At 46.0% G+C, this 22,625-nt stretch carries 17 protein-coding genes and 1 pseudogene; 11 read left to right on the top strand and 7 right to left on the bottom strand.

Annotated features, from left to right (window positions below; translation table 11 throughout):
• Window positions 1-12: 12 nt before the first annotated feature.
• Window positions 13-249, top strand: a complete 237-nt coding sequence (locus QUA27_RS17610) for an antitoxin (RefSeq protein WP_333069385.1) — start codon at window positions 13-15, stop codon at window positions 247-249.
• 119 nt (window positions 250-368) lie between these two features.
• Here QUA27_RS17610 and QUA27_RS17605 read toward each other — a convergent pair whose 3' ends face one another.
• A complete protein-coding gene (locus QUA27_RS17605) occupies window positions 369-2,096 on the bottom strand; it encodes an ABC transporter ATP-binding protein (RefSeq protein WP_333069384.1) in 1,728 nt (575 codons plus the stop codon).
• Between the two features lie 301 nt (window positions 2,097-2,397).
• The gene (locus QUA27_RS17600; RefSeq protein WP_333069383.1) at window positions 2,398-2,844 is read right to left on the bottom strand and encodes an FxLYD domain-containing protein; all 447 of its coding nucleotides are present in this window, start codon (window positions 2,842-2,844) and stop codon (window positions 2,398-2,400) included.
• Window positions 2,845-3,075: 231 nt separating this feature from the next.
• Between QUA27_RS17600 and QUA27_RS17595 the strand changes: the two genes are divergently transcribed.
• Window positions 3,076-3,270, top strand: a complete 195-nt coding sequence (locus QUA27_RS17595) for a tyrosine-type recombinase/integrase (protein WP_333069382.1) — start codon at window positions 3,076-3,078, stop codon at window positions 3,268-3,270.
• A 337-nt stretch (window positions 3,271-3,607) separates the two neighbouring features.
• On the opposite strand, the gene QUA27_RS17590 is transcribed toward QUA27_RS17595, so the two are convergent.
• Together QUA27_RS17590 and QUA27_RS17585 are read right to left on the bottom strand one after the other, a co-directional pair.
• Window positions 3,608-5,317 (bottom strand): ABC transporter ATP-binding protein/permease, encoded by a 1,710-nt coding sequence (locus QUA27_RS17590; protein WP_333069381.1) that lies wholly within the window; start codon window positions 5,315-5,317, stop codon window positions 3,608-3,610.
• A gap of 615 nt (window positions 5,318-5,932) precedes the next feature.
• Window positions 5,933-7,636, bottom strand: coding sequence for a flavin monoamine oxidase family protein (locus tag QUA27_RS17585; protein WP_333069380.1), 1,704 nt, complete (start codon window positions 7,634-7,636; stop codon window positions 5,933-5,935).
• 93 nt (window positions 7,637-7,729) lie between these two features.
• Here QUA27_RS17585 and QUA27_RS17580 point away from each other — a divergent pair, with 93 nt between their 5' ends.
• On the top strand, window positions 7,730-8,641 hold the full coding sequence (locus QUA27_RS17580) for a PPC domain-containing protein (protein WP_333069379.1): 912 nt from the start codon (window positions 7,730-7,732) through the stop codon (window positions 8,639-8,641).
• Window positions 8,642-8,933: 292 nt separating this feature from the next.
• On the opposite strand, the gene QUA27_RS17575 is transcribed toward QUA27_RS17580, so the two are convergent.
• Together QUA27_RS17575 and ribD are read right to left on the bottom strand one after the other, a co-directional pair.
• The gene (locus QUA27_RS17575) at window positions 8,934-9,530 is read right to left on the bottom strand and encodes a hypothetical protein (RefSeq protein WP_333069378.1); all 597 of its coding nucleotides are present in this window, start codon (window positions 9,528-9,530) and stop codon (window positions 8,934-8,936) included.
• A 52-nt stretch (window positions 9,531-9,582) separates the two neighbouring features.
• The gene (ribD, locus tag QUA27_RS17570) at window positions 9,583-10,758 is read right to left on the bottom strand and encodes a bifunctional diaminohydroxyphosphoribosylaminopyrimidine deaminase/5-amino-6-(5-phosphoribosylamino)uracil reductase RibD (protein ID WP_333069377.1); all 1,176 of its coding nucleotides are present in this window, start codon (window positions 10,756-10,758) and stop codon (window positions 9,583-9,585) included.
• Between the two features lie 179 nt (window positions 10,759-10,937).
• Between ribD and QUA27_RS17565 the strand changes: the two genes are divergently transcribed.
• Window positions 10,938-11,813 carry an FAD-binding domain-containing protein gene (locus QUA27_RS17565; RefSeq protein ID WP_333069376.1) on the top strand — a complete coding sequence of 292 codons (876 nt, stop codon included), beginning with the start codon at window positions 10,938-10,940 and terminating at the stop codon, window positions 11,811-11,813.
• 94 nt (window positions 11,814-11,907) lie between these two features.
• Entirely contained in the window at window positions 11,908-12,321 is a 414-nt protein-coding gene (locus tag QUA27_RS17560) for a hypothetical protein (RefSeq protein ID WP_333069375.1), read from the top strand.
• A gap of 88 nt (window positions 12,322-12,409) precedes the next feature.
• On the opposite strand, the gene QUA27_RS17555 is transcribed toward QUA27_RS17560, so the two are convergent.
• Entirely contained in the window at window positions 12,410-12,949 is a 540-nt protein-coding gene (locus tag QUA27_RS17555; RefSeq protein ID WP_333069374.1) for a cyclic nucleotide-binding domain-containing protein, read from the bottom strand.
• A gap of 208 nt (window positions 12,950-13,157) precedes the next feature.
• Here QUA27_RS17555 and QUA27_RS17550 point away from each other — a divergent pair, with 208 nt between their 5' ends.
• From QUA27_RS17550 to QUA27_RS17525, 6 genes and pseudogenes are all read left to right on the top strand, one after another.
• Window positions 13,158-13,331, top strand: coding sequence for a hypothetical protein (locus QUA27_RS17550; RefSeq protein WP_333069373.1), 174 nt, complete (start codon window positions 13,158-13,160; stop codon window positions 13,329-13,331).
• A 277-nt stretch (window positions 13,332-13,608) separates the two neighbouring features.
• On the top strand, window positions 13,609-14,718 hold the full coding sequence (locus QUA27_RS17545) for an outer membrane protein (protein WP_333069372.1): 1,110 nt from the start codon (window positions 13,609-13,611) through the stop codon (window positions 14,716-14,718).
• A 284-nt stretch (window positions 14,719-15,002) separates the two neighbouring features.
• The gene (locus tag QUA27_RS17540) at window positions 15,003-15,332 is read left to right on the top strand and encodes a hypothetical protein (protein ID WP_333069371.1); all 330 of its coding nucleotides are present in this window, start codon (window positions 15,003-15,005) and stop codon (window positions 15,330-15,332) included.
• Window positions 15,325-15,627, top strand: a pseudogene (locus QUA27_RS17535) (type II toxin-antitoxin system PemK/MazF family toxin). Before QUA27_RS17540 ends, QUA27_RS17535 begins: the two are co-directional and overlap by 8 nt.
• Before the next feature lie 103 nt (window positions 15,628-15,730).
• Complete coding sequence (locus QUA27_RS17530) at window positions 15,731-18,850, top strand: AAA family ATPase (protein ID WP_333069370.1); 3,120 nt, start codon at window positions 15,731-15,733, stop codon at window positions 18,848-18,850.
• Window positions 18,851-19,227: 377 nt separating this feature from the next.
• Complete coding sequence (locus QUA27_RS17525) at window positions 19,228-22,536, top strand: PAS domain-containing sensor histidine kinase (RefSeq protein WP_333069369.1); 3,309 nt, start codon at window positions 19,228-19,230, stop codon at window positions 22,534-22,536.
• Window positions 22,537-22,625: the final 89 nt, after the last annotated feature.

The following is a 22,625-nucleotide window of genomic DNA, read 5'->3' as shown; positions in this document are numbered from 1 at the left end:
AAAGGAGGAAGTATGCAGTCAGCAATACGGATTACAACCAAAGTTCTTGCAGGAAATAAACTTGAAATTCAACTGCCGCCTGGATCTGTGGGTGAAGAAGTAGAAGTGTTTGTGATTATACCAGAAAAGCTCCCGAGCTCCAAAGAAAATCCTTGGAAAACTTTTTTTGATAGTTTAAATATGTTCTCGGACGATTTTATGCGAGTCAGGACTCACCCTTCTGTGGAGACGAGAGAGGCTTTAGAATGAGATTTTTACTACAGTTATCGCGAACAGGACTTACCCACGGGTGGTCAGAAACCTGGTTTTTTCGAGAATACTTCGTTGAGGCCAGCAGAAATGACCAAAAACCCGGTTTCTAACCTAGCCTACTGACTAAACTGTTGAGCGTAGTAGCCAGCATATCGATCGCCCTTTTCCAACAACTCCTCGTGCGTCCCAGATTCGACAATTCTGCCTTTTTCCAAAACTAAAATGCGATCGGCTCTCCGCACAGTAGCCAAGCGGTGAGCGATAATAAACACAGTACGATCGCGCATCAATCTTTCCAGCGCTTCTTGCACTAAACTTTCGGATTCCGAATCCAGCGCCGATGTCGCTTCATCTAAAATCAATATTCTGGGATCGAGCAAAACTGCACGGGCGATCGCAATTCTTTGTTTCTGTCCCCCAGATAAATTTACACCCCTTTCTCCTACCCAAGTTTGATAGCCGTCGGGAAACTCACTAATAAATTGATGAGCGTTAGCAATCTCCGCAGCTTTTTGCACATCTTTCAGTTCATAATAAGATCGCCCAAAAGCGATGTTTTGAGCAATTGTACCAGAAAATAAAATCGTTTCTTGCGGTACAATTCCGATTTGCCTCCGCAGAGTATTTAAGGTGACATCTTGAATATCAATACCGTCAATTAAAATCTGTCCCGCTTGCGGATCGTAAAATCTTGGTAACAAGTTTACTAAAGTAGTTTTACCCGCACCCGATGCACCCACGAGAGCAATCATTTCTCCGGCAAGCACCAACAAACTCATGTTTTGCAGAATGGGTGTCTCTGAGCTATAGGCAAAATTAATATTGCGGTATTCGACTTTTCCGGTAACATGGGGAAGTTCGATCGCCCCAGGCTTTTCGACTACTGTTGGTTCAATTGCTAATAATTCAAAAATGCGATCGCTAGAAGCTTCTCCCTGCTTAAAATCCCCGTAATTAGCAGTTGTAATAGCGATCGGGTCAATTAACAGCGCCACCCCTGCGATATAACTTATAAATTGAGTACCTGTGAGATTTCCTTGAGAAATTTGCCAACCTCCCAGGAAAAATAGCAAAATTACGCTCATCGCTTCCAGAAAGCCAACTACAACGAACTGAAGTGCTTTTATTCTTTCTGACAAATACTTAGCGCGGCGGTTTTGTTCTGCTTCTTCTGCAAAGCGGGCAATTTCGTAGTCTTCAGCCACAAATGCTTTGATTAAACGAATGCCACTAAATACTTCTGTCAGCAAAGCGGATAAATCAGAGATGCGATTTTGACTTTGCCGCGAGTAACTTAGCAGTCTTTCACCAAACCAGCCAATTAAGATAGCCATCAGCGGTGCAATAATTAATGCACCTAGAGTTAATTGCCAGTTGAGATAAATCATATATCCCAGGACGGCAATTAGCTGCAAAACACAAGGAATAAACTGATGAAAAAATTTATTTACGACTTCGCCAATGCGGTCAATATCTTCGGTGAGGCGGTAGGATAAGTCTCCGGTTTTGGCAGTTTCAAAGTAGCCGATATTGAGTTTTTGCAGGTGGGAGTAGACTTTTTTGCGGATTTCTAAAGCAATAGTCAAAGCAGCTTTTGCCATCAGCGTATCTTGACCGTACTGGGCTGTACCGCGAATTAGAAAGATAATGGCGCTGAGTGCAGCAATTTGAGCGAACCCTTGTAAATCTCCTTTGCCTATAAATTTGGCTGTTTCGCCAACTAGCCACGCTATAATCGGCCAAAATACGGTAAATACTACGGTACAAGCTAATGCTTTACCGATGGTTTGTTTTTGGGGACGGAGGTAGGGTAAGATTTGCCAATATGTCGATCGAGTTTTCAAGATATTTTGCCCTCGCAAATTCTGTTTTTGGGGATCTCTGCAAGAATATTCAAACTTCGATACCCCCTAACCCCCCTTAGTAAGGGGGGGACAAGATTATTATTCAAAGTCCCCCTTTTGAAGGGGGATTTAGGGGGATCTCTGCGTAAGTCATAGAGATATCTGAGCCAAAACATGATATCAGCGATCGGGCAAATCTCAACAATCATTCTTCACCGAAAGCATTCGGGATACAAAGCTCCCGGATTCATCCGTGGGACTAATTGTCCAATTCTTCAATCTACAATCTAAAATCTAAAATCTAAAATAATTCCTGACCGTCGGCATGAGTAGCCTGTACCTTAGCCCCCGCGACAACTTCGCCCCGAAAGGCGGCTGACTGTCCGGGCGCAAGATTAACTGGTTCAGCGTAGATAAATCCGTTGTCAATTAAATTGCCTGACTCGTCCAAAACTTCATAATTGACTTTGACATTCTTAATTATTTTGCAGCCTTGATTAAGGACTTTACCGCTAAAAAAGTTGCCGTCATAATTAGTCGCAGCAATAGACACTTTCGCAGCAATGTTGGAACCGGGAATGCAAGTTTGGGAAGTTCCTAACGCTGGCTGTTTCTCGCATAACTTTCCCAAGTCTACTGTTTTGCCGTCGGGGGTTTTCATGTAGCAAAACGGCTCGTCAATTTCGGAGTTTTGGGCAATTGTATTTGTAGCGTCTGCAATCAAAGGGCGAGCTGATATCGGGGACATTAGTAAACTAGAGAAAGCTACTGTTAAATGTAAATAAATCATGTTTTTTCGGCTTTTTCTGAAATAAATCCTACAATACAATACAGCTAAAAATTAGGCTAGCATATCTATATTTAGGGGGCGTCGCACTCACGCTGCATGGTGCTATAATAAGACATCAAACTTTAGAAAGTAAAGTAAAGTCATGGTCGTTACTCAAGATAACCCAGGACAAAAACGTTAGAACAGATTGTGGTGTTCTTGAGCAGGAAAGGAGAGCACTTGACCTCATCCCACGTTCTCAAAATTGTAGGGACTGCCGGCAAGCGGGCCGAGGTTGAGGGGAAAGTTTCGCCGCACTGGCTAAGGCATTCTCCCGCCAGTCAGGCATTGAATAGGGGTGTGCCCATCAACTTCTTGGTGCAAGCAACATTGGGACACAGCTAAATTGAGACGACGGGTCGCTATCTTCACGCGAACCCTGCTGATAGTAGCGGGTTGCATCTGCTGGTGTAGAACTAGGGCAGCAGAACTATAACTGCTTTCTCCACTACATCTTTTCAAACAGGGCGATCGCTATCAGTATACTGTGCGTTGGAGTCTTCATCAACTGCTTTCAAGTGATGTCAATGCTATGGCAACACGCGACACTATTGAAAAACTCCTAAAAAGGAAGTGATTGACGTGTACGGTCAAAAGTTACTCTGTTCTACCCGATCGCACGCCTGGAATTTTGAGGCAGATACGGTAAAGACCATTACTTGCAGTTCGGCAATTGCATTTTTCAAGCAAACTCGGCGAGAGCGGGGCTGTAATCTTTAGCCGATATCAGATGCCAATTGGTATTACCAACTAGCCTTAAGACCTGCTCGTGATACTGTACCAAAGTCGGACGGTGACCGACACTGATAAAGGCAGTTCCTGTTTCTTTGAGCAACTGATAGAGCCGTCTCTCGTTAGCCACATCCAATGCACTCGTTGATTCATCCAAAATAGCGTAGCGAGGTTTAGTCAGCAGTAGGCGTGCAAATGCTAACCGTTGTTGTTCTCCTAGTGACAAAACATCAGCCCATTCCAATTCCACATCAAATCCACCTACCCGTTCTGGCAAATGGGAAAGATTGACTTGTTCGAGTACTTCGTGCAGTTGTTCATCAGTAACTTGACCGCTGGTGTTGGGATATAGCAATTGGCTGCGTAAGTCCCCTAGCAGCATATAAGGCCGTTGGGGCAAAAACAGCGTTTCCTCCGGTTTAGGACGGACAATGCAACCCGTACCCCCATTCCACAATCCTGCGATCGCTCGCATTAACGAACTCTTGCCAGCGCCAGAAGGTCCAACAATCAAGACGCTTTCACCCTGCGCCACCTTGAAAGATAAATCCCTAACCAAAATTCGCTCATAGTTAGGTGTCTCTAAGGTAACCCGTTGGAGCGCTAGATACTGCTCTTCCACAACATCAATCGTTGCCATGCCGGCTTGAGGTGCTGCCATTTGCTCGGACAGAACCCGATCGAATGTTCCCAAACGATTAATCTGAGTTGTAAAGCTAGTGAGCATATCAAAATGCTCGGCAATAAAGCCCAGGGCACTTAAAATAGACACAAACGCTCCAGAAGCTTGCGTTACCTGCCCAAAATCTATCTGACCCGCAAAGTATCGAGGAGCTAAAAAAACTATAGGTAAATTTGTAAATATCATCCCGGTTCCTTGGGTAAAGAAACCAAGGTTACGCTGCAAGACAATCAGGTTATTAAAATTATTCAAGACTTCATTAAATCGCTGTGATACTGCACTAAATTCACGGTCTTCACCTCGGTAAAATGCAATGGATTCACTATGGTCTCGAAGATGAACCAAACTATAACGAAAATTTGCTTCTCGTTGTAACTGATTGAACTTTAATCTACTTAATTTCTTACCTATAAAGATAGTGAAAACAGTTCTAAAAGCAGCCAGTATGAATACAGCTAAAGTCAGTGCCTTGTCAATTGTAAAGAGAACGCCGAGAAAAGAAATTATTGTGACAACTTGGTTGAATAATAATCCCCAAATATCAATATTTTGTTTAACAAACAAATTAACGTCTTCAGCTAAACGCTGATCGGGATTATCAACCTTATCATTGAACTTAATTTTGTAGAAACCTTGATTGCTAAAATATTTCTTCAGTAAGTGGTTCGTTAGCCACTTTCGCCAGTAGAGTTGCAGTACATTTTGTGAATAGAAGAAGAAAACCATAATGGGCGTGAATATGGCAAACAGACCCAATAGCATCAGCCACATCTTATAGAAGTCTGAAACATTCTTTCCCGTGACTGCATTCATCAAGTCCCGCATAATATAGCTCTGGACTATGCTCACAGCATTGAAACCTAGCATTAATAAAATTACGAGGGCAAACAACCCCCTAGCTCCCCATTTTTCTCTGGAAAAGAAGTAGGGGTTTGCGATCGACCAAAACTGCTTTACCGACTGCTTCAATTGATTCATCTTTTCTTATGGGTAGGAAAAATTGTGCTTTGGTGGAAACTACCTGTAGGGGATGGGGGAATTCTCATAGTTCTTGTCCATCAGCGACACCTGCTAGGGGTGATGCTCCCGTGGTACTTCCCTAATGATGCTCGAATAACTTCATAATTTCTATCTTAAGGTAGATGACACATCTTAAACACCAGTAATTTTACTGATTAAACGGAACTTACCCCGCACACGGGGTAAGTTCCGTCTGAAACCATTGCAAGGTGAGACTTGCCCGGAGCCTCCAAGTCTTTTACATGACTACAATCTCTTACAACCCTTATGTGGCTGGGTTTTTGCTTAAATTCATCTATAGAACAATACTCTGGCGCTAAATATTGAGAAAATCTTAAATACATGACTGCGGTTTGTCGGCAGTCAAGTCGCTAAAACCGAGACGGGACAAAGAATACAGCCCCCAGAACTACCCCCGCAGGGGGTAAGTTCCGATTTAAAATCAGTTAAATGGCTTTAAGCTGTTGGGCATCTAAATTGTATTTTTGGGCGGGCTAGAAGCCCACCCCACAAGAATTAGATGCACGGGCTAGGAGCAACGGCAAACAAGTATTAAATACGCACCTTACGAGATTATCTAATACTCGGCTTTCTATTCCTAAGATTCTGCGCTCCGGGAATTTTCCGGCTGGGACGGCGACTGTTCAAACTGCTTGCATTTCGAGCATTCAAAGCATTAGCAGAAGGTATCAAACCCAAGTCTTGCAAAATTTCAACAGCCGCCCTTTGTCCAGTTTCGCAACCGCCTTCCATGTAACCTTGATTTTCCAGCGAAGTGTGTTCCCCGGCAAAATATAAATTGCCAACTCGTTCGCCTTCAACCCCGTACATTTGCGTCCACTGTCCGACTAAATAGCAGGCATAAGAACCTTTAGAAAAGCGTTCTCCCGGCCAATAAGCCCGCACAGCTTTGCCCGATCGCAAATTTCTCACTCCGGGAAAAACTCTTTCAAATTGGTTCAAAAATCTTTGTGCTTGGTCTTCTGGAGTTCCGGCACCGATCGACAAACCCTGCTTTCCTCCTGTAAAATTAGTAACTAAACCGTTAGGAGTAGGAACAAAAGGTGTAGCTTCCCAGGTATTCTGGAATCCTAAATCGCTATAAACAGAAGCAGTCGATTGATAAGGTTCCCGCCAAATCCGGCTGCGGTAGCCAGTAATTAACTTAGAATTAGTACCGTAACCCAATTGCTCGATCGCCCTGCGCTTTGGTTGGGGCAAAGGTACGTTAATTTTAACGTCTCGCAGAGTGCTGAACGGCAAAGTTAACAAAACTCGCTCGTAAGTGCGCTCGAACGCGCTTTGTCCCGATCGCAAATTTACCCGATAGCGGCCATCCGGCAAAAGAGTAATCGCTTCCAAAACCGTCCCCGCCTCGATCGAACCAGACAATTGACCCGCCAAACTGTTGATAATTTGACTGTTGCCGCCGTCAATTTGATAACGCTCATCGCTGTTGCCGTACAATTCAAAACTGCCCGCTTCAGAGCCTATTAAAAACAGCAGATTTAACGCCGACTGTTCTTCAGGATCTCGACCGTATTCAGTCGTGTAAGCAATGCGGAGTAACTGCCGGACAATGGTGCTAGTCTCAGCTTGGTCTACATATTCAGCGATCGAAAGATTGTCCACTCTTTCCGCTGCTTCGGTAAAATCTTGATAGCTAATTTCATCGCCAACCGCCTGCAAATCAGCAGTAATTTTACTCGCTAGCGGCGCAAATTCCGCGATTAATTGCTCAAGAGAAAAGCGGCGCCCTTGAAAGAAAAAAGTATCCTTCACCAGTCCACTCTGCACTTGGGCTAAGTCGATCGCGCGCAAACCCAATTCCGTCGCCAGCGAGATTAAATTAGTGTGGCCAGTGTCAATAAATTCTCCCCCCAGATCCGCCGGAATCAGCGTTCCAGCCACCTTGGGAATAGTGCGAATCCGCCCCCCCACGCGGTTAGTTGCCTCGATTATATCGGCGCGCACACCCGCTTGCCGCAAGCGATAAGCCGCCGTCAAACCCGCAATTCCCGCACCCACAACCAAAATCGGCGATCGTCCGCCCTGTTGAGCAAAAGCTCCTCCTCCCTCCCTGGTAAAAGTCGCAGCAGCGACAGCCCCCGCAGCAGCTAAACCTCCGTGCAGTAAGCGGCGTCGAGATATGGGAGAATTGGGAATGCCAGCGCTCAGCATCCCCAGCAATTCATCAGCCGGAATGCCCGTTTCCCTTGATTTCTGAGCAATACTCGCAGCGCGGCGCAGCATTGCCATCAGTCCAGATTTAGCCATAATTAAGACATCCTCACAAAACAAAACTTTGATGTAAACTGGATTCTCGATCGTGCAATTTCCCGACTAAAGTCCAGAGAGATTTTTTTAATAATGCTAACCCTCAGAACACTGTTCGACAGCAAATTTTATCTCGAAAACAACCCAGATGTGGCCGTAGCAGTTGCCAGAGGCACGGTATCGAGTCCCTTCGATCACTACCGAAAAATTGGCAAATTTGAAAATCGCGACCCGAATGCCCTGTTCGACGCCAGCTATTATTTAGACACCAATACAGATGTAGCGGTATCAGCCAAACTCAATGGCTTTTCAGCCGCAGATCACTTTATTAGATTCGGTCAATTTGAACGACGCAACCCCAACCCTTTCTTCGATGTTGGTTTCTATCTAACAAGCAACCCAGACGTGCAGACAGCAGTCCAAACAAATCAATTTACCCCATTTGAACACTACTTCAAAGCCGGTCAATTAGAAAACCGCAAGGCCAGCGTTTTCTTCGACCCCAGCTTTTATCTAGAAAAATATCCGCTGGTAGCAGCAGCAGTCAATAGCGGCGCAGTTAAAAGTGCGATCGACCATTACATTCAATTCGGTCAACAAGAAGGACTGTTGAGCACTCTCCCCGATCCCGCAGACAATTTGAACGCAGCAAAAAGCCTGGGCATTGTCACAGAAATTCAAACGGCGAGCGATTTTGTGGGAAATGCTGAACCAGCCGACATTTACAGTTTCATCCTCAATACTCCCAGCCTTTTCAGTGTAACTGTTGACGGTTTGAGTGCAGATGTTGATGTTGAATTAATTCAAGATCTCAACGGCAACGGCGCAGTTGGATTAGACGATCTTATTGCTTCGTCTAATAATTTAGGCACGACTTCAGAAACAATTGTCAGCAATGGCCCTTTACCTGCGGGGAATTATTTCGTCCGCGTTTCTCAATTTCAAGGCGATACAAATTATGACTTGAGATTGCTTTCCGCTCCTTCTCCCACGCCGCTTATATGACAGGATGGTTTACAGTCGAAGGCAGCCAAAATTGGAAGGTGGAAGACAGAAGGCAGAATTAAAGAAAAACATATAATTCAATAATTCTGCTGGTTGGTCAGTTAGATGTTGTCCGGTTAATTGCTTCTAATATAATAGTTTGTCGTCAGCTTTTTAAGAGAAGAGAGGACTGAATTCCTCACTACAAACTTAATTATACTTTGTTGACCGGACTTGAGATAAAAAAAACAATTCTCTCTTCATTCTTCCATCTTCCCTCTTCCATTGGGCCGATCTTTCACTTATTAGTTTCTTACCCCCTGGGAGAGGGCAAAGATTGAACAGGTGCCGGAGGCCAATTAGAGCGACTTCTGGTTAGAGTAGTAGACACCAAAGCATAGCCCAAAACAGCGGGAAGCACGATCGCACTCAGAAACACGATCGCCGCAGCCCAACTCATCGCATTCGAGATCGGGCCGTAATGAGTGCGGTAAGGGTCAAAGGTGGGTAAATTAGGTCTCGGGGCGTCCCGCAGCGCGATCGGACGTTTGAACCGCACTCGCCTGTCGTCGAGCTTTTCGAGCAAAGTCCAGCCAACTTCCGCCTCTTCTTGGCACAGTTTGTGAAAAATCGCAGGATTGCGAAACAAATCGTTGCTAGCCCGCACAATCTTGTACTCCCAAACCGTCAAATCAACAGCATTAGGAGTAGGTGGAGGATTGCCATTAGAGGGCGCATTTTCAGGCGCATTAAAATTATCTTCTTGAGATTCGTACCGAGTCAAAACTTCCTCCTCCTCGTTGTATTTTTGCCACACAGCCAATTGCTCGCGGCTCACCAATACACCCGCGAGCGCCGCCTCCAAGCCGAGACTGCCAACCATCAAACTCCAAATCAGAATTTCAACCATAAAAGGAGTTAAAAGTTAAAAATCAAAAACTAAAAAGACTCGCTTTTAACTTTCAATCTTTAATTTTCAAATAGCCTTCCACCAGACAATCTGGACCCACCGGGCGCCAAGAAACCCGCTCTAAAGTCAAAGCATCAGTCATTGCGGAAAACCCCAAATCTCCCACAGGAGTTGGAGACCCTTGACCGCCGACAATTTTAGGAGCAATAAAAGCCATAATTTTTTGAACTGCACCCTCAGCAATTGCCCTCGCCGCCAAAGTGCCGCCACACTCCCAGAGTACAGAAAGAAAAGATCGATCGTACAAATAAGCCATAACATTAGTCGGTGTCAGCGGCGAGAGTTCCACAACTTCCACCCCTTTTGCGATCAAAAATTCCTGAAATTCCGGGTTAACCCCAGGCTCAGTCAGCACCAAAGTAGCCGCCACAGAGGTTTCCCACAACCAAGCCGACTTCGGCAAATCCAGAGTGCGGCTCATCACCACCCGCAGGGGATTATTCCTATCAGGCTGGTGACTCGTTAGTAGGGGATTGTCCAGACGCACCGTATTGCCCCCAACAATCACAGCATCGCAGCCGACGCGCACCCGGTGTACCTCGCTCCGAGCCTCCTCGCCTGTTACCCAAGCGCTGTGGCCGCTACTGGTAGCAATTTTACCGTCCAAAGTCATTGCATATTTCAAAATTCCCAAAGGCCGGCGGTATAAAATTCGGTGAACGAAAGCCTCGTTGAGTTTTTGGCAAGCTTCGCCTTCCACTCCCGCCACCACTTCAATCCCAGCCTCTCGCAACCGGGTCAGCCCAGTTCCAGCGACCAAAGGATTCGGATCGACCATGCCAGCCACTACTTTTGCCACCTTGGCCTTAACTAAAGCTTCGGAACAGGGAGGAGTCCGCCCGTAGTGGTTGCATGGCTCCAGGTTTACGTAGACGGTCGCTCCTTCGGCGAGTTCCCCCGCTTCCCGGAGCGCAAAAACTTCGGCGTGAGGTTGACCGGCACCGGGATGAAACCCTTCGCCGACAATCTTGCCATCTCGGACAATTACAGAACCGACAAGGGGGTTGGGTGCGGTTTTGCCTAGAGCACGGCGAGCCAATTCTATGCAGCGGCGCATCATGGCTCGATCGAACTCTTGAATTTCGCTGTTTTCCAGTTGTTTTGTACCTGGCTGCTGTCGATTAGCTAAGCTGGCGATCGCTTGAGCGTCCGCCGGAAAAGTTTCCATGAGATTTTGGTATTATATCTATCCCTGAGTGTACTGACTTTGATGCTAATTTTGGCTGCTAGCAGACGATCGATTCCTGCTGGGGCCCACTGTAAGTTACCAGGCTCTCATGGCAATTTATGGCGATCGGGCAGCTTCTAACCCCATCGCATAGCTTTAACATTAAGAAACAATAGCAGGTGCTTGAAAAAACAATGAGTCAGGACATGAAGCGGGAATTTGCCAGCCGCGACGAATTAATTGCCTACGTGCGTGAACAGTTCCCCGAAGCCGCCGGCCGGGACAGCAGCGTACCCCCAACCCTAGGCGGGCGGAAAGCAGCCGAGACAGCCCTGCAACAAATTGACCCCAGCAAATACGGCTCAACCCGCAATTTCCTCAACGGTGCGGTAACGCGCTTGTCGCCCTATTTGCGGTACGGGGTTTTGAGTCTTGCGGAAGTCCGGGATGCCGTGCTGGAGAAGGTGCGGCATCGAGAAGAGGCCGTAAAACTTGTCAACGAGTTGGGTTGGCGGGATTATTGGCAGCGACTGTACGCCGAATTGGGCAACGGGATTTGGCAAGACCGCGAACCTTACAAAACTGGTTACACTGCTAAAGATTACAGCGAAACTCTGCCACAGGATGTCGTCGAGGGCACGACTGGTTTGGTTTGCATCGACAGTTTCAGCCGTGAGTTGCGAGAAACTGGTTATTTGCACAATCATCAGCGGATGTGGACTGCAGCTTATCTCGTACACTGGCGCCGCGTTCGTTGGCAAGCCGGAGCTCGCTGGTTTTTGCAACACTTGCTAGATGGAGATCCGGCAAGCAACAATCTTTCTTGGCAGTGGGTAGCCAGCACTTTTAGCCACAAGCCTTATTTTTTTAATCGGGAAAATTTGGAGCGTTACACTAAGGCGGTTTATTGTCGCGATTGTCCTTTTTATGGGCAATGCGATTTTGAGGGAACTTACGAATATTTGGAAGGGCAGTTGTTTCCTCATGGAGAAAAGGTCGATCGCAGTGGCGGTTCTAAAAGTTGGGAACGCCCTAAAAAAGGTCGCAGAAATTAAAAATTTATTGGTTGACTGTTGACTGTTAACTGTTGTAATTAGTTACCAAATACCAATTCCGCATTCCCAATTCCCAATTCCCAATTCCCAATTTATGAACAATCCGATTATTTGGCTGCACGGCGACTGTTTGAGTCCTGAAGGTCCGGCTTTTCAAGCGCACCCAGAGGCACCAGCCATCTGGGTTTGGGATGATGCGCTCATTGATGAATGGCAGTTGAGTCTCAAACGAATGGTGTTTATTTACGAATGTTTGCTGGAGTTGCCGGTAGTTATTCGGCGGGGCAATGTGGCTGAAGAAGTTATCGCTTTTGCGATCGAATCCGGCGCGAATCAAGTGGTGACTGCGGAAAGTCCCAGTCCTCGGTTTCAGGATATTTGCCGGGAAATTAAGCGATCGCACCCTGTAGAAGTTTTGCCACCCGATCCCTTTGTCCGCTACGATGGTTACATTGATTTGAAGCGTTTTTCTCGCTATTGGCGCGTCGCTGAAAAATATGTTTTCTAATTGGGAATTGGGAGTTAGTAACTAGAAATTGGCAACTGAGAATTACTGTTAAATCCATTAAGTCCTGTACACTGTTCGTTGTCCAACTTCAACTCCCCTTCAAACGCTCCAACAGCCATTGAAATCTCGATTCAGCCAAATCGGGATTTTCGACATTTTCCGGGATAGCGCTCTCGTCGTCGGGATCTTGATATATTAAACCATCATTATCATCGCCAAAACGTTTGACTGTACCCCGCAGTCTCGACGACAGAAATTTGGTAATCGCCCGATAAAACCGCAGGGAAAAAAGCACGTCTTGCTCTAGTTTTTCAGTTAGCAGCCGCCGGGGAATTGACAGGATGAGGCACTCTTCAATTGCCGTGACGCTAGCAGAAGGAAGCCTCCCGTCTACAAAAGACATTTCGCCCAAAACTTCCCCGGAAATAATTTTTCCAATTTCTTTGTCGCCTAAAGATGATACAGCAACGCTCAAAGTTCCCTCCAGAACTATGTACAGGGCGTCTAAGGGCTTACCTTCGGTAATCAGAGTTGTGCCGGGGAGGACTTGGGTACGGGTGCCGTTGGCGAGCATCCAATCGATGTCGCGATCGCTCAATTCGCCTAATATGACTAGAACTTTGCTCATAAAGTCAGGTTGAGATGAGATAATTTGTATTTTTTTACTTGTTTAGTTGCGTGCTGTTGTTAGATGGTCAGACCCTGAGCGAAAGCGAAGGCTAAACTTTACAAATAGAACACTAAATTTTACACAAATTTCATAATATTCAGTAAGTTTGACACGATCGAGCCACAAATCTTTCTCGGATCGGTGGTATTATTCTACATTAATTGTCATGGACTGTGCAGCAGCCGATCGCGTTGTATTAACTGCACTTGCTGTGGACAGTGGGGCTGCCAAAACAGTTTTGAAAGCTTGTTGTCTCTTGGTTGGGAGCTGGTGCACCCTCAAAAACCGGATTTTTCCGGCGTGGCTGCGAGTGCAGGGCCCCCCAAGTACAGTATTGTAGAATGCACGCCAGACGCGCGATCGACCTCTCAATTAAACAGGAGCAAGGGTGGAACCATCCCTAGGATTGATTTTTAGCCGATCGATAGGTAAATTTAAATTAGCCTCTAAACCGGCCGTCAGTTCTTAAATCTAATCAGTTTGAGAGTTGACTCTTCAACGGTTGAGTGCCAATCTAGGAACAACACAACTCCTATTTGTGTCTTTTTTTAGCAAAGCTCTCGGCGGTCGCCCTCAAACACTTACACTTTTAACACACGGTTCATTGAGGAGTTTCTATGAATAGTCTATTTTCCAAGTCAACTTTTGCGTTAATAAATCTTGCAGCTTTAGCTGTTTGTTGCAGTACCATGTCAGCGAAAGCTGAAACTGGCAACTTGCCCGATGTCGCTACAACTGCAACAATAGCCGCTCAAAATATTGACCAAACTTCTGAGCCGACGGCAACTTCAGCAGTTAAACCCGACGCAGAAACAACGGCTAGTAATAAAAAAATTGATTCCATCAGTTGGAGCGAACTAACAGAAGCGCCAGAGCCAGTAGCCTCTGAACCGACAGCAAACTTGCCAGTATCTATTGCTGCACCAGAAAAATCGGAAGCAGCAACATCTGAAATTGCTGAGACAGAAACAGCGCAAAATACCTCCATTGCTGCTGAGACTGAAAATTCGGAAGAAACCGCTAAAATTGCTGATAATGGTGTCACAGTGCAGTCAAAAGTCGAGACTGCCAAAAAGAGCGATCGACCTACCTCAATTGTTACCGATCGCAATAATTCTGAACCGACTGCAACCAAGGAAGAAAAAGAAGTCAAAACAGCAAAAGAAGTGTTGAGCAATCCTGTCAGCACTTCCGCCTCCGCTCTGACAAACCAACCGAAAGTTGCTGAAAAACCCGCAACCGTCTCGGAAGCAACTGAAAAAGTGGCTCAAGGAACTCAAATCCGACCGGGCCGAGCTACTCGTTCTGGGCCCAGCTACATCGGCATTGGCGGCAATCTAGGTTTTGGCGGAGATACAGCCTTAGGCGACGGTTCATTTGCGATTATTAGCAAAATCGGTTTGACCAACAATTTCTCGGTGAGACCGACTGTTTTGTTCCGCGACAATGTAACTGTTCTAGTTCCCGTTACCTACGATTTTGTATCTCAAGAGGCCGTCGAAGTCAGCGATGATTTTGTGATTACTGCTGCTCCTTATGCAGGTGTTGGCGTAGCATTTTCTACCGGCGATGACAGTAATTTTGGCTTCCTGATTTCGGGTGGTGTAGATGTGCCGCTGTCGAGAAATTTTACAGCTACAGCGGGACTGAATGTTGGTTTTCTCGACGGAGCTGAAGTGGGATTGTTAGTCGGTGTCGGCTATACGTTCCCTAATGTTGTCAGGTAGTGTTGCTGTTTTAGCAAACACAGGACAAATAAATATGTGCGGGGTTGGCTGTAGGAATACAGTCAACCCTTTTTGATAATGGAAAATCTGCCTGTGCAATCGATGCAGGGTGCGCCACAAGCATAGAGCGCCGAGATTGATTTTTGTGAAAGATATAATGATGGTTGGATAGATCAGAGATGTTGCGTCATTTTTGTCAAGAACGCGCATCTTGCCCGTTCCACAAAGAGTAGATTTTCTTGTGGGGTGGGCAGGAGATCCCGCCCAAAGAAGGATTATTGAGAATGGTGCAACATATGAGATCGATCGCACTTTCTCACCCACCACCCGAAAAAACCGTGACTAAAACAGAAATCTTAGCAGCACTCAAAAATCTGACAGCAGAAGAACGCCTAGAAATCATCGAAACAGCTTCGCGGATGATGCGCGAAGAAATAGAAGAAAAAGCCCAGCGCAAAGCCGAGAGAAAGCGGAGACTCAGAGCCTCAGCAGAAGCAGCAGTCAAAGATTATATGCCGGGAGGTGCTTTACATGATTTGTGGTCGGCTGACAGCGAACCCTATTTTGACTCCGAGGAAGAATGCCTTAACGCAGGGATAAAAACTAATGCGTAGAGGCGAAATCTGGCTGGTTGGGCTTGAACCTACTGTGGGCGCTGAAATCGGCAAAACCCGTCCGGTAGTAATTGTCAGTGATGAAACGGTTGGAATTTTGCTGCTTGAAGTTATTGTTCCCATCACTGACTAAAAAGAGCGATACACCGAGAGAAATTCGATGGTTCGACTAGAACCCAGCGACGAAAATGGCTTGACTAAAGTCTCCGCCGCCGATACTTTTCAAGTCCGTTCCGTCTCGCAACAAAGATTTGTCCGACAACTCGGAACCCTGTCCGAGACAATTATGGAATAAATTGCAGAAGCACTGACAATTGTTCTGGATCTGGATTGAATAACTAGGCAACAGCGTACAAATAGTGTTATTTATAGATAGATTGTATGGCGCGATGGCCTAAATGATTCCTATACAACTTACACTCAAAAATTTTCTCAGCTATCGCGAAGCTGCTTTAGACTTTCGCGGCTTGCACACCGCTTGCATTTGCGGGCCTAACGGTGCTGGCAAATCCTCCCTCTTAGAAGCGCTATCCTGGGCACTTTGGGGCTGTTGCCGCAGCGATACGGAAGACGATATCATCCACATCGGCGAAACAGATGTGCGCGTTGATTTCACTTTCTCCACCGGCGGCCAAATCTACCGGGTGATTCGCAACCGCCGGCGCGGACAATCGGGAAGTCTGGAATTTCAAGTCAGCTTGAATTCTGCCGACAGCGAGGAAAAACTTAATTTTCGCACGCTTACAGACAAAGGTCTCAGAACAACTCAGCAAAAAATCCTCGAACACATCAAACTCGATTACGATACTTTCATCAACTCGGCATATTTACGGCAGGGGCGAGCTGATGAATTTATGCTCAAAAAGCCGATCGAACGCAAACAAGTTTTAGCCAACCTGCTCAAGCTCGACTCCTACGATACTTTATCCGAACAAGCCAAAGATACGTCCAAACAATTTAAAGCTCAAGTCGAAGTGCTCAAACAGAGTTTGCAAACCGTACAAGAGCAACTGCAACAAAAAGAGATCATCGCCTCCGAACAAACTCAATTGCAGCAAGCAACAGATTTGCTTCAGCAGCAGCAGCAAGCCGACACAACCGAGTTACAGCAACTGCAACTCCAGCACCACAACCGCCAAACTTGGCAAAAACTCCTCGCCGGCCACCAGCAACAGCACTACAATATATCTCAAGAATGCCGCCGCTTGCAGCAAGAGCTCAGCGCAGCCAAACAGCAACAAAATGAGCTGCAAGCCCTCCTAGGACAAGAAAAGGAAATAACAGCAGGCATCGCGTATTTCCACAGCTTGCAAGCGACAGAAGAGACTCTGGCTGGCAAATTCAAAGCCAACCAACAAGCCCAAAATCAGCGTCAGCAATTGCAAGAACAGCAACGTCAAGAACTGAGCTTTTTGCAAAGCAAAATTCAGCAGTTGCAAGCTCAATTAGAGGTTTTAGAACAAGATGAAAAAGATGTTCGGGAAATTCTCAAACAGCAGCCGGAGGTTGACAAAGGACTCGCACAGTTGCAAGCAGTTCGATCGCGCCTCAACGAACTAGAGCAACTGCAACTGCAAGTTTCGCCGCTCCTACAACAGCAGCAGCAAAAGCAACAAAAGCTCGATCGCGCCCGCGCCGGTTTAACCGCCCGCTTAGAGGAAATCAACCGACAGGTGCAAGTTCAGCAGCAGCAGCGACAGCCGCAATTACAGCAGGAAATCTCGGCCATCGCCAATCAAATTTTGCAGTTGGAAAACAAGCGAGTTTATCAGCAGCGAGTCCGCGAAAAAGGTCAAGAAAGGCACGACTTTCTCGGAAACCTGCAAGCCAAAAGCCGCGACTATCAAACCAGGCTCGCCGAGATCGACCAAAAACTGCAACTGCTGCGGAAACATGAAGGAGAAACCAGCGCAAGTGAAGGTAAAACCTCAAATTTTGCCGAAAACGAGCCATCGAATTCGCCTTTAATGGTGCGGGATGCGAATTTTGGCAATTGTCCTTTGTGCGATCGACCTTTAGACGAACACTACTGGAATTTGGTAGTCACAAAACACCACACCCAACAGCAGGAAATCTGGAACCAACTGTGGGTTGTGCGCGAACAGTTGGCCGTCTCCGAGCGCGAAATTCAAGTCCTCAGACATGAATACCGCGAACTAGAAGAGGAATTAGCGCCCTACCAAGAATTGCGGGAACGCCGCAGCCATTTGCAAGCACAATTAGATAGCCTGAGCCAAGATGAAAACCGACTGCAAAGTATGCGTCTTGACGCTGCAGAAATAGAGCGGTTGCTACGCACCGGCGAGTATGCAGCCGATGATTTGGGCGAACTCCAGCAAATCGAACAGCAACTGCAACAGCTCAATTACAGCGATCGCAGCCACTCCCTCGCCCGCAGCGATGAAAAGCGCTTGCGGTGGGCGGAAATTAAGCAAGCTCAAATCAAAGATGCTCAGCAGAAACTGAATAAAATTAATGCTCGCCGCCCGGATTTGCAAACTCAATTAGCCACGGTACAGCAACAGTTAGAACAGCAAAAAAATAGCTCGGAAATACAGCAGCAAATTCTGTCTTTAGATAGATACATTGGGGAAGTTGGCTATAATTTGGAGCAGCACGAACACGTCCGCAGCGAAATGCGCCGATCGCAGTTTTGGATCGCCCGCGCCGAAAAATTGCGCTCAGCAACTGTGCAGTACCCGCAAGTGCAGCAGCGGGTTAATGAAATAGCAAATTCCATCGCCGTGCGTGATCGAGATTTGCAAGCTGTCAGCGCTCAAACTTCCGCGATGAACCAGCAATTGCAAGAACATCCCGATCCCACAGCCCGCATAAGTGCGATCGAACAGCAAATGAGTCGCCGCCGCCAGCAGCTAGACCAACATTTGGGAAGTCTCGGACGCCTCCAGCAGCAGCAGCAAAATCTGGAAAATCTGCAAGTTCAGCTAGTAGCTCAAAAAGAGCAAATGCAAGTTGCAAAACGCCAGCAGCGAGTTTATCAAGAGTTGGGTCAAGCATTTGGTAAAAACGGCATTCAAGCTTTAATGATTGAAAATGTTTTGCCTCAACTCGAAGCGGAAACCAATCAGATATTGTCGAGATTGAGCGCGAATCAATTGCACGTTCAATTTATTACTCAGCGGGCTGCTGCTTCTAAAAAAGCAACTAAATTGATTGACACTTTAGACATTTTAATTGCTGATGCTCGCGGTACTCGCGCCTACGAAACTTACTCTGGCGGTGAAGCTTTTCGGATTAATTTTGCGATTCGGCTGGCGCTGGCGAGACTGCTGTCTCAGCGGGCGGGAACGGCTTTGCAAATGTTGATTATTGATGAGGGATTCGGAACTCAGGATGCTGAAGGGTGCGATCGGCTGATTGCTGCAATTAATGCGATCGCCTCCGACTTCGCCTGCATCCTCACCGTTACCCATATGCCCCACCTGAAAGAAGCTTTTCAAGCCAGGATTGAAGTAAGCAAAACTGCTCAGGGTTCTTCCATCAGCTTGTCAATTTAAAAGGGTTGATGAGCCGGATGGAAAGGGGAGAAGAAAAACAGTTAAAAATATCAGTATTTTCACCTTCTGTTTTCTTTGGGCTTTCGGTATTTTCACATTCTGTTTTCTGGATAAGTGCCTAATGCCTTCGGTTGTACTACTTTCAAACCAAAAGGCAACTGTATGCCCGTGCGCCAAACCCTAATGGAATTAGTCATTGCCAATCTAAAATCTAAAATCTAAAATGGTATTAGTCCTCTCCCCCATGGGCTTTTTTGGGCTGCTGACTTTGTTCAAAAAGCTAAATTGAAAATAAAATTATAGAATAAGAATGGCTCAAGCTTTTTATAAATTTTTATTGTTCTGTCCCCTCCCTGGGAATTTGGATATTGCCACAGATGACAACAGACTCTTTCAACCTGTCTCTCCTAGAGCGGGCGATCGCAGCGTCGAACAACAGCATCCTAATCGCGGATGCTCGCAAGCATGACACACCTATTATCTACTGCAATCCTGCTTTTGAGAAACTGACCGGTTACAGCCGCGAAGAAGTTATTGGACGCAACTGCCGATTTTTGCAGGGTCCCGATACCGATCGGGCCGAATTAAATAAACTCCGCCACAGCTTGCAAGCGGGAACTGAAATTCAGGTAGTTCTTAAAAATTATCGCAAAGACAAAACTCCTTTTTGGAACGAATTAATGATTTCCCCCATCTTAGACAATGAGGGAAAATTAACTCATTTTATCGGAGTTCAGAACGATATTAGCAAAAGAGTAGCAGCCGAAATAGCCAGGGAAGAAAGCGAAGAAAGATTGCGCGCGATCGCCAGTACGACTCCCGTTCCCATGTTAATTACGCGCCTAGAAGACAGCGTTATTTTGTATGCAAATCCTGCTCTAGGTAAAAGTTTAGGTTTGAGTTACGAACAACTTATAGGGCGAAAAAAACTGGCACTTTATGCCAATATCAATGACCGCCGTCAATTGATAGGTTTAGTCAAACAAAACGGCTTTAGCGACAGCAAAGAAATTTGCCTCAAGAAAGCAAATGGCAGTTTGTTTTGGGTAAAAATGTCGATGCGAGCGATTAATTTTAATGGCGAAGCCGCAATTTTATCGGCATTTTACGATATTACCGATCGCGTAGAAGCAGAAACAGCACTACGGCAAAGCGAAGCGAGGTTTCAAAAACTGGTCGCCAACGTTCCGGGAATGATTTATCAATTTCAGTTAGCAGCAGACGGTACTTTGTCATTCCCCTACGTCAGTTCCGGCTGCCGCGAACTCTGGGAATTAGAACCAGAGGTACTCCAAAATTCAGCTATTCCCGCTATAGAAATGATTCATCCAGAGGATGCGCCCAGCTTCCATGAATCAGTTGCTATCTCAGCTAAAACTTTAGAGCCTTGGCGGTGGGAAGGCAGATTTGTTTTTCCGGGCGATCGGATTAAGTGGATTAGCGGGGCTTCGCGACCCGAACGGGGCGAAAATGATAACATTATTTGGGATGGCTTGTTGATTGACATTAGCGATCGTAAACTTGCAGAATCAGCACTGCGGCAAAGCGAAGCCAGATTTCAAAAAATGGCCGCCAACGTGCCGGGGATGATTTATCAATACTTGCTACATCCCGACGGTTCCGATAAATTCATTTATGTCAGTTCAGGCTGTTGCGAACTCTACGAATTAGATCCAGAAAAAGTTCAAGAAAACTCGGATTTAATGTGGTCAACGGTGCATCCAGAAGACCTAAAAGTCCTTTTAGAATCAATCGCAATTTCCGGCGACACTTTAAAACCTTGGATATATGAAGGGCGGATCGTAACGCCATCTGGAAAACTGAAATGGATTCGCGGCATCGCCCGCCCCGAAGCGCAACCTGGGGGCGATATACTGTGGGAAGGAGTGACAATCGACATCAGCGATCGCAAGCTAGCAGAAATCGCCCTCAGCGAGTCAAAAATCGCCCTGCAAGAAGCCAATCAAGAACTTGAAAAGCGCGTCCTCGAACGTACCGAAGCCTTGCAAACATCCCAAAATATGCTGTGGTTGGTAATCAATAATATCCCTCAGTTAATCGCCTGGAAAGATCGAGATTTAGTTTACTTGGGAGGTAACAAAAACTTTGCTAAAGTCGCAGGTTTCAATCACCCCAGCGAAATCGCTGGTCTCACCGACTTCGATATGCCCTGGAAGCCGGAAGAAACAAAAGTTTTTCGAGCCTGCGACAGTCGTATCATGGGAACCAACACCCCAGAATATCACATCATAGAATCCAAAATGCAAGCCGACGGCACCCAGTGCTGTCTGGATACAAATAAAATACCTTTACACGACAATTCCGGCAATGTAGTCGGCATTTTGTCTACGTTTGAAGACATCACCGATCGGCTTTCCCTAGCAGCTAAAGTCCGTGCAAGCGAGGAACTATTTCGCACAATTTTTGAAGATGCACCAATCGCTATATACTTAGCGAACTTAGATGATAACAAGTTAGTGAGAGTCAATAAAACTTATTGCGAAATGCTGGGATATACCATAGCAGAATTGCTCAACAAAACTTTTATAGAACTCGGGCATCCCGACGATTCTCCAAAAAATATCCAAGTTGCTGATGCTCTTGAGCGGGGAGAAATTACTCACTATCAAATCGAACTCCGCCAAATTACAGCTACAGGTAAAATTGTTTGGGTAAATGTGACAGCTACTTTAATTCGAGACGGCGAAGGAAAACCTATTTACAAATTAGGGATGATTGAAAATATAACAAACCGCAAAATTTCCGCCGCCGCACTCCAAGCTTCCGAATCTCAATTAAGAAAACAAGCCACCCAATTGCAAGAAGCCTACGAAAAACTACAAAACGCTCAAATCCAATTAGTACAATCCGAAAAAATGTCGAGCCTCGGTCAGATGGTGGCTGGCATCGCTCACGAAATCAACAATCCCGCAACTTTTATTAATGGCAATATTTCTCACACTGATAACTATTTTCATGATTTAATTGAACTGTTAAGTCTTTACCAGGAATGCTACCCGTCCCCCGTGCCTCAGATTGCTGAAAAAGTTAAGGACTTAGAGTTAGATTTTCTGAAGGAAGATTTGCCAAAAATGCTAAATTCCATGAGAGTAGGAGTAGAAAGAATCAGTAATATTGTGTTGTCGCTGCGTAACTTTTCGCGACTAGATGAATCAGAAATGAAGTTGGTAGACCTTCACGAAGGAATTGACAGTACGCTATTAATTATACAGCACAGATTGCATCAGGCAAATAGAAAAAGCCGGATTGAAATTATTAAAGAATATGGGAAGATATCCAAAATTTCCTGTTGTGCGGGTCAGTTAAACCAGGTATTTCTCAATATTATCAGCAATGCGATCGACGCTCTAGAAAACCAACCGCAACCTCGGACGATCGTGATTCGCACCCTCATGAAAAAAGCTGATCTGAAAAGCCACAGTAAAAACCAGCTCTGTGATGGCGATCGCATTGTAATTTGCATCGCCGACAGCGGCCCGGGAATGACCGAAGACGTTCGCAAGCGGCTATTTGATCCCTTCTTCACCACCAAACCCGTAGGGTCTGGAACTGGCTTGGGATTATCCATCAGCCATCAGATTGTGGTAGAAAAACATAAGGGAAGCCTGCGGTGCATCTCAGCGCCCGGACAGGGAGCGGAATTCTGGATTGAAATCCCCTGCTGAGCGATCGGAAATTAATTTAAAAGTTTCAAGATATAACTTTTAATTCCCAATTGCCGTCGGTGCTTGAGTTATCAGGGTTTTGAATTAAC

It is taken from the genome of Microcoleus harperi Pol14_C6, assembly GCF_036701295.1.
Taxonomy (GTDB): Bacteria; Cyanobacteriota; Cyanobacteriia; order Cyanobacteriales; family Microcoleaceae; genus Microcoleus.
This window is presented reverse-complemented; position numbering and strand designations above follow the sequence as displayed.

Bases quoted from the DNA above. Each gene is read 5' to 3' on its own strand.
- QUA27_RS17610 (WP_333069385.1), top strand. From the start codon at position 13: ATGCAGTCAGCAATACGGATTACAACCAAAGTTCTTGCAGGAAATAAA.
- QUA27_RS17545 (WP_333069372.1), top strand. From the start codon at position 13,609: ATGAATAGTCTATTTTCCAAGTCAACTTTTGCGTTAATAAATCTTGCA.
- QUA27_RS17555 (WP_333069374.1), bottom strand. From the start codon at position 12,949: ATGAGCAAAGTTCTAGTCATATTAGGCGAATTGAGCGATCGCGACATC.
- QUA27_RS17550 (WP_333069373.1), top strand. From the start codon at position 13,158: ATGGACTGTGCAGCAGCCGATCGCGTTGTATTAACTGCACTTGCTGTG.
- ribD (WP_333069377.1), bottom strand. From the start codon at position 10,758: ATGGAAACTTTTCCGGCGGACGCTCAAGCGATCGCCAGCTTAGCTAAT.
- QUA27_RS17585 (WP_333069380.1), bottom strand. From the start codon at position 7,636: ATGGCTAAATCTGGACTGATGGCAATGCTGCGCCGCGCTGCGAGTATT.
- QUA27_RS17590 (WP_333069381.1), bottom strand. From the start codon at position 5,317: ATGAATCAATTGAAGCAGTCGGTAAAGCAGTTTTGGTCGATCGCAAAC.
- QUA27_RS17560 (WP_333069375.1), top strand. From the start codon at position 11,908: ATGAACAATCCGATTATTTGGCTGCACGGCGACTGTTTGAGTCCTGAA.
- QUA27_RS17525 (WP_333069369.1), top strand. From the start codon at position 19,228: ATGACAACAGACTCTTTCAACCTGTCTCTCCTAGAGCGGGCGATCGCA.
- QUA27_RS17540 (WP_333069371.1), top strand. From the start codon at position 15,003: ATGGTGCAACATATGAGATCGATCGCACTTTCTCACCCACCACCCGAA.
- QUA27_RS17600 (WP_333069383.1), bottom strand. From the start codon at position 2,844: ATGTCCCCGATATCAGCTCGCCCTTTGATTGCAGACGCTACAAATACA.
- QUA27_RS17575 (WP_333069378.1), bottom strand. From the start codon at position 9,530: ATGGTTGAAATTCTGATTTGGAGTTTGATGGTTGGCAGTCTCGGCTTG.
- QUA27_RS17530 (WP_333069370.1), top strand. From the start codon at position 15,731: ATGATTCCTATACAACTTACACTCAAAAATTTTCTCAGCTATCGCGAA.
- QUA27_RS17580 (WP_333069379.1), top strand. From the start codon at position 7,730: ATGCTAACCCTCAGAACACTGTTCGACAGCAAATTTTATCTCGAAAAC.